At 47.2% G+C, this 13,090-nt stretch carries 16 protein-coding genes; all 16 read right to left on the reverse strand.

Going from position 1 to position 13,090, the window contains the following annotated elements:
- Positions 1 to 32: 32 nt before the first annotated feature.
- The gene (locus JQ822_RS08675) at positions 33 to 542 is read right to left on the reverse strand and encodes a fimbrial protein (protein WP_213133139.1); all 510 of its coding nucleotides are present in this window, start codon (positions 540 to 542) and stop codon (positions 33 to 35) included.
- An 11-nt stretch (positions 543 to 553) separates the two neighbouring features.
- Positions 554 to 1,021 carry a hypothetical protein gene (locus JQ822_RS08680; RefSeq protein WP_213133140.1) on the reverse strand — a complete coding sequence of 156 codons (468 nt, stop codon included), beginning with the start codon at positions 1,019 to 1,021 and terminating at the stop codon, positions 554 to 556.
- A 128-nt stretch (positions 1,022 to 1,149) separates the two neighbouring features.
- The gene (locus tag JQ822_RS08685; protein ID WP_213133141.1) at positions 1,150 to 2,139 is read right to left on the reverse strand and encodes a hypothetical protein; all 990 of its coding nucleotides are present in this window, start codon (positions 2,137 to 2,139) and stop codon (positions 1,150 to 1,152) included.
- A gap of 205 nt (positions 2,140 to 2,344) precedes the next feature.
- On the reverse strand, positions 2,345 to 3,118 hold the full coding sequence (locus tag JQ822_RS08690) for a helix-turn-helix transcriptional regulator (RefSeq protein ID WP_213133142.1): 774 nt from the start codon (positions 3,116 to 3,118) through the stop codon (positions 2,345 to 2,347).
- Positions 3,119 to 3,458: 340 nt separating this feature from the next.
- Positions 3,459 to 3,929 (reverse strand): hypothetical protein, encoded by a 471-nt coding sequence (locus tag JQ822_RS08695; RefSeq protein ID WP_213133143.1) that lies wholly within the window; start codon positions 3,927 to 3,929, stop codon positions 3,459 to 3,461.
- On the reverse strand, positions 3,926 to 4,561 hold the full coding sequence (locus JQ822_RS08700; protein ID WP_213133144.1) for an HAD family hydrolase: 636 nt from the start codon (positions 4,559 to 4,561) through the stop codon (positions 3,926 to 3,928). The genes JQ822_RS08695 and JQ822_RS08700 overlap by 4 nt, the downstream gene beginning before the upstream one ends.
- The gene (locus JQ822_RS08705; RefSeq protein ID WP_213133145.1) at positions 4,558 to 5,184 is read right to left on the reverse strand and encodes a hypothetical protein; all 627 of its coding nucleotides are present in this window, start codon (positions 5,182 to 5,184) and stop codon (positions 4,558 to 4,560) included. Before JQ822_RS08705 ends, JQ822_RS08700 begins: the two co-directional genes overlap by 4 nt.
- Before the next feature lie 2 nt (positions 5,185 to 5,186).
- Positions 5,187 to 5,909: an ABC transporter ATP-binding protein gene (locus JQ822_RS08710; RefSeq protein WP_213133146.1), complete on the reverse strand. Its 723-nt coding sequence runs from the start codon at positions 5,907 to 5,909 to the stop codon at positions 5,187 to 5,189.
- Positions 5,906 to 6,724, reverse strand: coding sequence for an ABC transporter permease (locus JQ822_RS08715; protein WP_213133147.1), 819 nt, complete (start codon positions 6,722 to 6,724; stop codon positions 5,906 to 5,908). Before JQ822_RS08715 ends, JQ822_RS08710 begins: the two co-directional genes overlap by 4 nt.
- A 10-nt stretch (positions 6,725 to 6,734) precedes the next feature.
- Positions 6,735 to 7,748 carry a WavE lipopolysaccharide synthesis family protein gene (locus tag JQ822_RS08720; RefSeq protein WP_213133148.1) on the reverse strand — a complete coding sequence of 338 codons (1,014 nt, stop codon included), beginning with the start codon at positions 7,746 to 7,748 and terminating at the stop codon, positions 6,735 to 6,737.
- Positions 7,749 to 7,942: 194 nt separating this feature from the next.
- A complete protein-coding gene (locus tag JQ822_RS08725) occupies positions 7,943 to 8,713 on the reverse strand; it encodes a glycosyltransferase family 2 protein (RefSeq protein WP_213133149.1) in 771 nt (256 codons plus the stop codon).
- Positions 8,714 to 8,717: 4 nt separating this feature from the next.
- Complete coding sequence (locus JQ822_RS08730) at positions 8,718 to 9,086, reverse strand: hypothetical protein (protein WP_213133150.1); 369 nt, start codon at positions 9,084 to 9,086, stop codon at positions 8,718 to 8,720.
- Complete coding sequence (locus JQ822_RS08735; protein WP_213133151.1) at positions 9,073 to 10,863, reverse strand: PglL family O-oligosaccharyltransferase; 1,791 nt, start codon at positions 10,861 to 10,863, stop codon at positions 9,073 to 9,075. Before JQ822_RS08735 ends, JQ822_RS08730 begins: the two co-directional genes overlap by 14 nt.
- A gap of 291 nt (positions 10,864 to 11,154) precedes the next feature.
- Positions 11,155 to 11,682, reverse strand: a complete 528-nt coding sequence (locus JQ822_RS08740) for a fimbrial protein (protein ID WP_213133152.1) — start codon at positions 11,680 to 11,682, stop codon at positions 11,155 to 11,157.
- Between the two features lie 15 nt (positions 11,683 to 11,697).
- Positions 11,698 to 12,303: a fimbrial protein gene (locus JQ822_RS08745; protein WP_244848826.1), complete on the reverse strand. Its 606-nt coding sequence runs from the start codon at positions 12,301 to 12,303 to the stop codon at positions 11,698 to 11,700.
- Positions 12,304 to 12,332: 29 nt separating this feature from the next.
- The gene (locus JQ822_RS08750; RefSeq protein WP_213133153.1) at positions 12,333 to 13,085 is read right to left on the reverse strand and encodes a fimbria/pilus periplasmic chaperone; all 753 of its coding nucleotides are present in this window, start codon (positions 13,083 to 13,085) and stop codon (positions 12,333 to 12,335) included.
- Positions 13,086 to 13,090 lie beyond the last annotated feature (5 nt).

A 13,090-nucleotide genomic window follows, 5' to 3' on the forward strand; every position in this document is an offset into this window, starting at 1 on the left:
TTTCGATCTACACTTCGTATATATCGGTACTCTTACAAGTATTCTGCTATCAGCGTGCCGGAGGTGCTAAAAGGGGCTTCCGCCAACGTCACGGTGGGATCCTTTATCAGTTTCGCCTCCAGTTTGGGCTGTGCCAGTGGGTTGGAGAGAATGATACGTTGATTGAGCGGCATAGGCGCGCCATCTTTGAGGATCTTAACGGCTAACCCGGTGACGTTAGTATCCATGGCATATTGATCAAATCCGCTTGGCGTTGCTTTGAACATCATGTACACGGTGCTGGCGGAGTTAGCGCCTGCGCAATTTAATATGTAGTTAATGGGCAGAACGAATTGTCCGGTATCGATTTTAATAATGGCGACATTATTGAAATGGACGTCAACAGGTTGATTATTACTGATGTTGCAAGGGGTTAGTGCCAGCAGCTTGCCACTGAAACTGAACTGAACGCTGTCACCTTTTTGTGCCGCTATTGAAATAGTCGGTATAAGAATAAAAATCAGCGTAGCGATGAGACGCCGCACAGAATAAAAAAAGGCCATCTTATTCATTCCTAATTAAATGCCATGGTTAACGTAGCCAGCGAACTGATGGTGCTGCCGTTGACAAAGTCAGTACCGTCGGTCATTTGCACCAGTTCAGCTTCCAGCGTCGGCTGCTTACGCAGGTCAACGCCAAACCAGGTATTCACATCCTGCGCGACACCATCCACCAGCAGTTTTATCGCCAGAGAGGTGCTTTGTTTGCTGGTGGCATCAATGATTACCGGTAGCAGAGTATTCCCCTGCCAGGAAACGCTGGTTCCGTTGGTCGAACTTAAATTCAGCTGCGGGTTACCGGCTGAATCACCGAGACAGGTTAATTTCCCCACCAGCGGTTTTTTGAGCGATGTTGAGACCAGGGTGTTATTCCCGGTCAGGCTGGAATACAGCAAATCGTTATATTCAACCAGCAGCGTTCCGCCCTGGTCAAAGGTACATTGCCCGGTCACTGTCACTATGCCGGAGATATTGACTTTCATTTTGAATTGATCGCCTGGCTTTCGTAAGCCGGCATAAGTGACGCCTGTCAGCAATAAGCACAACAGTGTACATAGCCATTTTGAAATAGTATTGTTCATTTTGAACTATCTCTCACAAACTCTATATATTATTGCTCAGTCATCACGACGACCAAATTGGAACCGGTAAATGGACCTGCGGCGATATTTCCAACATTGATACTTGGATCACGTATCGCTTCAAAATCAAGATCCAGCTGGTTATATCCAACGGTATAGGCGAGCTGAAATTTGTCGGTTGGGCTAACTACTTTTCCTTGATAAATTACGGCAACGCCGAGTCCCGGCGTTGACGTGCCGACGGTGTCCACACCGTTTATTGACAGCGGCGTGTATTGAAATTCCATTGTCAGGTTAACGCCAGCATTTGCTGTGCAGAGTACTTGCACCTGTTTAGTCGTCGGAGTGGTTGTTAACGGCTGGGTAGCTATCATGCCGCGTTCAAGAGAGCCAAGGTCGACATCCAGATCTGAACCGTCATAATTCATATAGCAGGTGGCGGGTTTTGAAGGCATCACGGTAGCGTCACTGCAGAACATATTGTCGGTTGGGTCTCTCCAGTCATGATTTTGTGGATCGACAATAGTGACGCATATAGAAAATGAGGTGCCGGGATCGAAATATTGACCGGAACCACCAAAATCTGGGACCGTGGAATTTCCTATTGATAGAGGGTTACTCGAATCAAAAAACGCTGTCTTAGAGGAAATAATGGCACCGGAAGATTTTGCCATTGTGCATCTGGCGGCACTCTGCATTGGACAGACAAATGTTCGTGTACGAAAATCACCTGTATAAGGGGGGTATGCGCCGTACATTAAGCCCGTAATATAGTTTGTCAGAGGTGCAACAGCTTCAAATTTTGCACCTGTGCCATATAACATGATACCATTTTTACTACCAGTATAACTGACTATACAGGTATTATTTGAAAGTTGCACATCTTGGCCTCCAGTACCACATGATGTTGGCATCGGCACTTGGCCAATCCCCACTGAAAAAACAAGCGGAGGAAACATAAAAAGTGAGAAACTAAGGGCGATAAAAAAAAGATTAACCCTTACCAGAAAATTTTTCATTTATCCAATCTCATAAACTTATGATATTGGCAACAAGGCTACAGGTTTTCTACTCCCTATGTTGACTGTTTTTATCATTTTAATGCCTTTTTAGGATTCTTGACAAATAACTTGTTTTTTTGAGGTTAAAAAGAGATGGATAATTTATCTTATTCATCTCTTTGATTATTTAAAAGGGGGTTTCTTTCCCCTAAAATAAATATTTTTACTGTGCCATTTTATTGTCCATACCAATGCCTAATAATACGTCCGTCACCGCAAGGGTCGCTTCGGGAGATGCTGCGTTAATCGTCGCCAGCGCAATCAGTTCATCCATTATTTGATACAGCGAATGCATATCCGCGCTGTGCGAGATGCCTAATCTGCGTAGGGCCTGATAATGGTGCGAACGTACCGTCTGTGGTTGCATGTGCAGCTGGGTAGCAATTTCTTTAAAACTATAACCTTTAGCAAGCAACTGAATAATATTACGCTGGCGAAAGGTTAGAATTTCCAGATGGTGTTCACGCTCAGGGTCAATTCTGTGATTCTGTGAAGCTTGCTGCTTATCCCCGGTAATCTCGCTAAAAATTTGTCTCAGTAAGCAGCGAAGATGGGGAATGGGCATTCGTGGGTCCCATAACTGCACCTGCGGGTAATCCATGGAAAACCATTGATAAACACCTCGTAACCGGTCAGACAGGATAATCTGTGGGATATGCGGCCAACGTGAAGCGATCAGCAAGATACTGCGCAGTGTTCCGGTGAGAGCGGTGCCATCGTGAAGCTGATAAATGACCGCCCCTGTCTGTGATGAACATGTTTGCGTCACGCTGAGGGGCGTGCTTACGACGAGGGGAGAAATCCCAATGCTATCTTCTTCTTGTAGCAGTGTTAATAATCCCTGCTTGCCATAAGGATCTGGGGCCAGAATTATTACGTCTTTTTTCTGTTTAGCAAAAGATGAGTCAAAAGCCATTGTTTGAATATTATTCGGCATAATTCCTTGCCTCCTGAAAAACTATATAAATAAAGAGCATGAATGCAGTAACCATAAGTTGATGCCAGCCGATAAACTGGATCAACAGGAGGTGGGAATTCCGATAATTAGTATTTTTTGTTCCCCGTAGTGTAAATATACGTACCTGCATTCGTAGTTGTGCCATTTCGGTGGAAAAAAACATGATGGCAACATCAGTGTTTGCATTGAACAATAATTCTGTAACCAAGAACCTCCTTTTATTATAAGAGAAATGTAAGCAGGGCCAGATAAACGGTACGGAAATTGCTCCCGCGTGATGCAGATATCCGGTGTTCCCTGTTGTCAGTTTCATGGTGTTTTACTGACTGGCCCCTGCAAGCGGTAATGGATTTCCCCAGGTCAAATCCAACTCTTCGGCCCAACCATTCAATAAAGCCTGATTCCAGGCATCGTGGAGGGTTAACGGCCCATTTTGCGGGTTATGTGAACGAATAGCTTCTTCAGTGCAGTAAATAAATTGTGAAATCGTGGGGAAATAAAGCATCCCGAGGTCGGGTGAGGACAGACTGGCCCAGATTTGATGTGACGAAAAAAAAGGCAAACTGATTTCCTGGCTACCATTCCACAGTAATATTGCCGTTTCCGTAGGAAAATTAGCGCAGGCAAACAACCCTTTACAGAGTGGAGAAAGCTCCCCTGGAGGAAGATGAATAACCTTTTCAAGTGGGGTTGCGGCTGTATCTTCTGCGGGTTTGCACCAGACATTGGTCCAACCGCTATATTGGCGTAGGGGAGGCGACGGCATCACCGCTAACAGAACAGGCTTCATGACGGGGTCTCGCACTGAATAATAAATTGCTGGATGCGTTCCCAGCACACTTCGGAAGGATCGGCGACTTGTAAAACATGCGCGCCGGCAGCGTGTGCTGCAGCAATACCGTGCGGATTGTCTTCAACAATGATGCATTCAGCGGGAGTTAATTCCAGTTTACTGATGGCTTTAAGATAAATCTCGGGATCGGGTTTTCCGCGCAAAACATCCTCGTTTGAAAGAAAGAAATCGAGGTAACGTAATAATTGCGCTCGGTCAAGCATCGTTTCTACACTTTGACGAATTGAATTGGATGCAACAGCCAGGTGATAACCTTTGTTTTTCAACATTGCCAACGCATATTGGTGCTGAAATGTTGGCCAGCAGTGCTGATAAATATGCTGCATGGTGTATCTCTGCTTCATTTCATTAATAAAACTATGTAATGAAGCCGGGAGTCCGTATCGCTCCCGAAGAATATTAAGTTTATCACGAGTTGGTAAACCATCGAATTCTAACAGGTGTGAATCGCGGTCTATCTTTAAGCCAAATAATTCAAGTATTTGATTTAAAGCATGGTAATGCCACTCTCTGGCATCAATTAATACGCCATCCATGTCGAAAATAATTCCACGAATGCGAGTGGTCATGACATCATCTCGTGAATTTTGTGCGGGTAATCAGTACAAAGCATAACATTCCCGCTTGTTATTCCTGGTAAGGCTAATAGTTTTTTCCAGATGCTGTTAGGGCTTCTGCCATGAAGCTCGGGAGAAACTACGCAGATTTTTTTATTCTCTGCTAACCAGCGTGAAAAAGCGTTTTCATCAATGGATAAATCATGGAAGCCATCGACCCAGAGCACAGGAGAGACATTGCTCAACACGCCTTCCGGTTCATACTCACTCAGCCTTGCGGCGACGGGCATGCCGTTAAGAATGTAGGAAAACATATCGGGGACTGACATATCAAAACAGAAATAATTCGTAATTCGCCGCTCAATGAGTAAATGCTTAAGCAGTAGCGCAATGCCGTCGGATTTGATGTTCAGAGCCAGCGTGGAAGTGGCCCCAAGCTCGATGTAATCATCTAAAAAATCAGTAACAGGCAGCGCGCCAGCCATGGGCATATCGTGACTGATGACCAGTTCACCGTTTAAATCCCGGATGTCAGTTTCGATTCCTAATCCTGATATTAATGCCTTGCGTAGCGCTTCCCGGGAATTTTGAGCATCATGGGATTGCCAGATCCCACGGTGTGCAATAATTTCCATTTTTATTCCTCTGTTAAAAGGTTGTAATGTTCAATAGCCTGGTGTATTTCGCCATCAAAATGGACATGACCCTGAGTCAGTACGAGCCCACGATCGCAGGTGGCTAATAATTGCTGGCAATCATGGCTGACCAGCACCAGCGTGCCGCCCCGCTGTTTGAAATCCGCTATTTTCGCCAGACATTTCGCCTGAAACGTCTGATCGCCAACGACCAGCGCTTCGTCAATCACTAAAATATCGCTGGGTAAATGGATACCTAATGAAAAGGCCAGACGTAAAAACATGCCTGATGAATAGGTCCGCACGGGTTTATCGAGATGCGCTTCCAGCTCTGAGAAAGTGACAATCTCCTCCAGGTGTTGGCGCATCTGGCGTGAGGACATCCCGAGGATTGCACTTGCCAGAGAGATATTCTCCCAACCGCTAAGGTCATGATGAAAACCCGCGCCGACTTCCAATAAAGAGGACATTGACCCGTTCACGCGAATTTTTCCCGACGTGGGCCTCGTGACTCTGGTTAACAGTTTTAATAGCGTAGATTTACCTGCGCCATTGTGTCCGATGACCCCTAAAGCCTCGCCTGCGGGCAATGAAAAGGAGACATCATTGAGCGAGATAAACGGCTGTGCCCGTGGAGGACGACGAAAACGCAGGGCGGTTCTCAGGGTGTTGCCGGAGAGGTTTTGTCCGGGATAGCTTTTGGTTACGTGCTCAAAGGTAATCATTGTTGGTCAGCCACCGCTGATTCAAAGCGAACAAAACAGACATACCCTGCCGCTGCGATGATAAGGCTGATTCCGGCAGAGCTAAAAAGCGCCAGCGCTGAGGGCGCAGTTCCACCCAGCAGCAGATAACGAAATGCGCCGACGATGCCATAGAGAGGGTTGCATGCCATAAGCCATTTCCAGCGTTCAGGCAGTAATCCCGGCGTCCAGACGACAGGCGTCGCGTAGAACCATCCCTGAACAATCAGTGGCGTCAGATGGCGAAAGTCGCGAAAACGTACCCTTGCCAGTGCGATGATGCAGCCTGTCCCCCAGGCGACGAGTGCCGCAAAAAGGCCGCAGACCAGTAGCAGCGGCAGGTGAGCCAGCGGGAAATAAACCCCTCCGAGAGGAAGCAGCAAACACAGGCAAATAAGGGCCAGCAGGAAGTCCATTAAGCTGGTGGCAAGACTCGCCAGCGTTAAACTGATACGCGGAAAATAGATTTTTTTGATCAAATGCAAGTTGTTGAGCAGCGTTTCACCCACCGTATTCAGCGTGCTGGAAAATAGCATCCATATCACCAGTCCACTCAGTAACACCCATGTATAAGGCACTGTGTAGTCGGGTGGGGTAAGTCGGGCAATAAGACCAAATACGGTGTAATACATTCCCAGTTGTATTAATGGGTTGAAGACCGCCCACAGCCATCCCAGCCACGTCTGGCGGTAGCGAATAGTCAAATCGCGCTGCACAAGGCTTGCGATCAGATATCGGGTTTGCCACAGTTCCCTCAATGTTGATGTGCTGTGCGGCAAAGAAATAAAACCACGCATTTCTGGTTCCTTAACGACGATATGAAAACAGATTAATCACCAGATTGCGGATAGAGGGGCGGCGCAACAGCCTGTGTCGCAGGCAATAACCTGTTTTCCATAGCATGGTAAAGACCTTATCCAGGTATCCGATTACGCCTGGGTTTTTGGGCTGGCCCTGATAGCGCCAGTACAATTGAAACCAGCGTCGTTGGGTATACACGCTAAATAAACCGCGGAGAGGATACCGCTGCCAGTATTTTGGCCAGCGTAGCCCAAGCTGGCGAAACGAATACGGCAGGAAATTGGCCAAATAATATTGTTCAGATAGCGCCACCAGTTCTGCGGAACGATGCGTGTTGCCTGCGAAAGCGCATTGCCCATGCTGCTGAATAATGGCGTTTACCCAAAAATATTGTTCTGCGACGAAGCGCCAGGCACACCATATTCCAGGGATGGCACAAGGTGAAAAGAGATCTTCTGTCGCGGGAGGCGCCGCAAAATAGGCGCGGACGTCCTCGGTTCTTCCCGCTAATAAGATATCGCCAGGATGAAACAGGTAAGGCAAACTGCCGCGCGCGTCGCGGGCAAAGAAATTCGCGTTAATCACCCGCGATCGAAAAACCGTGAAGCGTTCATCACGGTTCAGGGCATCACTGTGCTGGACGTGGCGCTTCAACATTCCAATCAGGCGACGGGAGTAGAGCCAGGTGTCGGTACGTAATTTTATGGCGTAAGGTCTGCTGGCCTTCGCCAGACCCTGTGAGGCAGATACTCTGAGGCGATTTACATTGATCAGATGCTCATAGCCCTCATGCTGTACGCGCAAAGGACCGGGATCGTCACTCAGAACCAATTGCCCCTGAATTTCCGCCAGGTGTTCCTGAAGTTGGCGATCGCTCTCGGGGGAGTCGTACCAGGTAGAGACAATCAATTCTGCTTTTGGAAACAGGGTGCGTGTACGTTTTATACATTTCCAGGCATCAGCTGAAATAATACCGGACTCCCTGGTGGGGCCCTGGAATATAATACTTAATGAATCCATCTTAAACCTTACCTTGTCGCCATCATGTAATGGAAACTTGCGATGTTGTTGGATAACTGTTTATTTAATGCGCTTTATTATTGTGTCTGCGCTATTTGATGGATCGGCATAAACAATCTTTTCCTCATAGGGCGAGCAGGATGGATTCTTAAATAGTGGGTGGAGTACGCTGTGATGTTTGCGGGCAACGATGTTCATGCCGCGGCCTCAGCTTTCGTCAAGGCAAGGTTTAAATAAGGAGAATCCAGAAACGCAGAGAGATCCGCTGGGGTTCCCAAACCGTGCATTTCGATTCCGGGACGGCCAATATTATAAACACCGATACGCTTCAGACCAGACTGATACATTTCAGTATAAACGGGCGCAACATAAAATTCACCGCAACTGCGGTCATCCTGAGCAATCATTTTATTTGCCAGACGGCAAAAGTCACTGCCGCGACGATAATTATAAATACCTACTGTGGCTTCATTCGAAACGACTTCTTTCTCAATGACTTTACGCACCCATCCTTGTTCGTCAAATAACGCGTAGGACCATTTTTCATCAGACGCTTCCATAGTCATCATCATTCCATCTAATTGAGAGCTGTCCATGGCGCTTAAATACGCGTCGATATCAATGTTTATCCATTGATCGGCATTGGCAATCATAAGAGGAGTGTCGTTATCTATCCAGCGGGAGGCGGCTAGGACAGAGCAGGCTGCACCAGATGTGACACCAGGCAAACCGATTATTTTGCAGTCAGGCGATAATTCATACAGTCGGGAAGCAACATCATACTTCTCAAGATGAGCTTGCTGGCAAACAAAAATAAATCGATGAGGACAGGATGGGCGGAGATTATTAACGACTAACTCGATCATGGGAATACCTGAGATCGAAATTAAAGGTTTAGGTGTTGTAAATCCGGCCTGTACAAATCGGTTGCCATTGCCTGCCATTGGGATAACGATGTTTAGCATAAAATTATACCACTTGAGGAGTGTCAGAATATTTATCCCCTTGAACGGCAGGGGTTTTTACGACGACCGTAATACAGTTTTCCACTGCTTCGAATCGAGATGAAATACACGGTTCCAGCGTAATAATGTCACCAGAAGTTAACACTTCTCCGGCCATAATGGCTTTGCCACTGAGAAGTAATGTGACTTCAGTTGCCAGTTTATGGTGGTGTAGTTCGCCAATATACCCTGCGGGAAATTGTTGCACGGCAACTTCAACGTCCGCTGTTTTATATGCGGCTGGATTAAAATTACCGACAAACCATCCGCGGGTCATCTCGCCGAGTCTATTTATTGTTATACCTGTTGTCTTATTGTTATTATTGTTGGGCATGAGTTTCACCGGGCAAAGAGCTAATGTTAAGTAGTGAGCAAGAAAAACGCGGATCGCGCGGAAAACTTAAACATCCACGGGTTTTCCAGTATTTAATTTTTACTGTATTACGTTCAATTTTGTTGATTTGAATCATAGTGGCGATAAGGTTGGCATCGTTATGACGGGTAAGCCATTCTCCGGCCTGTGATTGAAATAAGGTTAGCCAACTGTAATCGTGCGTGCGGTTAAATTGCATAAGATCGTTGACTGCGTAGTCAAATAACAATCTGTCAGCTTGCGCCGTTGTATTAACAATGCGCTCAAGGGGGGCAGGATCCTCGAGGTTAAATTCTTCAGCGCTGCGTAGATAAAATGCAGAATGCATCCCACTGAGGGTATACAGCACGCCCAGCCCACCGGCAAAAAACAAGGCAGGGTAGAGCGCTCTGGCACAGGGCAGCGCATGTCGCGAAAAAGGCTGACGATAACGGGAGGGAAATGCAAGCCATAACAGGATGAGCAAGGTGATGCTATGGACCGCGCTGAGATACAGTGGATACTCGCTCATGACATGCGCCATGAGCGGTGCGATAAGCGAAGCTCGCATCATCCGCTGGCGGTTTAACGGCGTGAATTTTACCGGGCAAAACGGGGTTAACCCTACAGCAAACCACAACAGTAGCCCCGTCAGAGCAACAATGCCGCCCTCGGCCCACACATACAGAATTTCGTTATGTGGGTGCGTGACCGTGACGGTGAAGGGGTTGGGCTGCTGATGCTCAAAAAGCGTTTGCGGAAATATCCGCTCAAATGAACCTAAACCTGAACCCAGCAACGGTGAGGTCTGGATCATTTCTGCAGAGCCTTTCAGCATGGTGATACGGTCTGTATTTGAGTGCTGTTTATTCCATTTCAGTCGGGCTTCAGTGTCTTGCGGGCGTTCATCGTACTGTGCGGCGATGGCACCGGGCGCGGTTTGTAGTGTTTCCGATCGCAATGACAGTCCGGCATGACCCAGCATAACTCCTAACAGAATCGAGCCAATAACGCACAGACGAATACGCAGCCTGACCGGGGTGAGGATCAGCAGCATGACCACTCCCACGCCAGCCCCCAGAAACGCACTGCGCGATTCTGTCATCGTCAGCCCGGCGCTAAGCACCAGGGAAACCAGCAGGAAATTCAGCGTCTGCTTGCTTGTCATAGTGAGTTGGATGGCAGCGAGCAAGGTGGTTGCTAAAAATGATCCCAGCAAGTTTACTTGCCAAAATGTGCCGACCGGACGGCCCTGGTAGAGGGTGAAATCATAATGAAGCCAGCTACCTGCACTATCTGGTAGCACAATTTGCAGTGTGGCAATCACCGTTTGCAGGAGTCCGGCGATACATAACACAAGGTAGAATCGTTGCCGCCACATGGCAGAGGCGGGAAGCTGGAGCAGGAGAAAGAAAAATCCTGCAAGCGACCATAGGCCAGCCAAACGAGGTATCGCATTGCTCACAAAATCTGCATCAGTCCATAAGATGGGCAAGCTCATCAGGATGGTGCCTACGAGCAGGAAGCGACCTGTCCTTCCTGCTCTGAGTTTTCGACGTATGAGTACGAATGTCAGCGCCAGCGCCAGTAACGAGCACCACAGCCAGGCCAGCAGGTTCAATGTACTGTTCAGACCCTCACCGGGTAATGTTGACCATGGCCAGGTAAGAATAGGGATATACAGTAATGCGCAGGCGCACGTGCCCCACAATACTAGCGGAGACGTCGTTTTGGCAGGCTGCGGAGAGACCTTCATCATAGGGAATATTTCCGGTTATAGATGTCCAGGCGGCCGGTAGCAGCAACGTCATGCAGGTACAGCGCGATATCATCTAACAACTCAGCAGTTTCTGGCTCACGCTGGCGGAGAATAGTGGCCTGGTTTGCGGCTCTGAGTTCCAGTTGCAGAAGACCCCCGCCATAATTAATAACGGCATTCTCCAGAAGCTGGAGCCGGCGTATTTCATTACTTGCGCAGATGTTTTTTAACTCTCGTTTATTTTTATTAAAAAGCATAATGATGGAGGAATTTAAAGTGAGTGTGTTGGATTTATGGGTAAATCAATTCAAATGTTGTTGTCGCGATAAACGGGCCAGTGACAATGGTTTGATTTTTAATAGCATCGGGTTCACCTATGACGTAACCCTGGAATGTCAGCGTGGTGACACCACTGGTTAGTGGTTGCGCAGATGTTTGCTTATCTAAGAGAACCGGCGTGCCGTCAGTTAATTCAATACCGACAGCGATGCCGTGAATATCACCGTCATCGGGCGCTAATAACCCAGGCATAACACTCTGGTTTCCTGTGAATTTAACCATCACATCCTGACCAATAGCTAAATCGCAATCAATAAGTACGATCTTAAACTCCCGGCTAAGGGTGCGGGTATTGCGGTAAAAGTATTTGCTGACTAAATCACCAAAATCTAGTGGAACGTTAGTACTATTCGGATCCAGTGAACAAGGTAAATTAACCAGTGTGCCATCAATGGTGACATTATCCACGGCCTGAGCGGGATACCCTATTACCAATAAAGAGGTAAAAAATAGTGAGCTAAAACACTTTAATAATGTCATTTCTTTCACCGATTTTTAGTCATAGTTTAAGGCGAAATTCACTGTCGCATGATAAAAGCCAGGCGTGAGTGGCCTGTTGGTTCTTTCCGGAACCACATAATAGGTAATATCATTATCACCGGGCGTTAAAAATTGTGGCTCGCTACGGTCGCCAAGACGAATATCACGATACTGGCTATCAACAATTCTCAGTCCGATGCCGGAGACGCCATTTACATCCACAAGCTGTGGGTTTTCTGCATTTGCTACGGCAAAAAATGATGCCGTCAATATTGGCTGAATTGATGAATAGAGCTGCTTGCTGGTGCGTCGATCTCGTGAAGCACTTTGCACTCTGATGCAATCGCGCAGCGTCAGCTTCATGGCAATAGGTTTGCCACGATCGCCGACGTGAAGCAGAGATTGCGTTGAAGTACTTCCCAACTCAATTGTTTGCCGTGTTGATGCCATATCCAGATTACATGGGCCTTCTGGCAGGCTGCCGTGCACGTGAATGGTGCCGTTCTCACCTTCAACATCCCAGTTATCTGGCTGCGCGTGTATCTCGAACGCAGCCAGCATCAACAGAGATGGCAGCAGGAAAAGGACAGAGGCATTTTTTACTTGTCGATATGTTGTCATTATTGTCTCTGGCAACTGCCGTATCTCCATCACACTTTGGTTTCTTTCACGCTACAGGTATCTCCTGCGCAACCAAAAATTAAGCGCGGACGACCACCGTAATCATTCAGATAGGTTAATACCGGCGCATTGCCAATCTCACCTGGACCCACTTTAAGAGAGGCGCTGCTTTTAGGCGCAATCATTAAGGGTTCAAAATCCTTTGATGGGTTACCTTTTAAGGAAGATGCGGCCGCAGAAATCGTGATGTAATACGGCGTTGGATTGTTAGCAATATACTCATTCCCTTTTTTATTCAAGGTTAGCAATTCTTGCCACGGTTTACCGTAAGGATCGACCACCAATGATTGCGGGCGATAAAACAACTTTATCTTCGTCTGCAAAGCTATTTGCAGCGTATTTGGCTTATCACTTTTGGGCGGGATTTCACGCACGTTGAAATAATATACGCTTTCTTTGTCCTGAGATAAAAGATTGATCCCATTTGTGGCCTGGATTTTTATCTGGCTCTTTGCACCCGGTTCAATACGTTGTACAGGAGGAACGGCGGTCATGGGAGTGGTGATTTTATTTCCCTGTGCGTCTTCAATCCACGTCTGTGCTAAATAAGGCAATTCTTTATTTTGGTTAGTGACGGATAAGCTGACTGAGTTTTTGTCTCCATTCATGATAACGCGTGTACGATCGACGCCTAATGCAGCAGAAGCATTCTGTGCAAACAGCACCGAACTCGTGATAAACAGCAACACGCCGGGTTTTATCGCATTACGTAATAGACGCATGTTAA

It is taken from the genome of Citrobacter sp. FP75 (assembly GCF_018342065.1).
In the GTDB taxonomy this organism is placed as follows: domain Bacteria; phylum Pseudomonadota; class Gammaproteobacteria; order Enterobacterales; family Enterobacteriaceae; genus Citrobacter.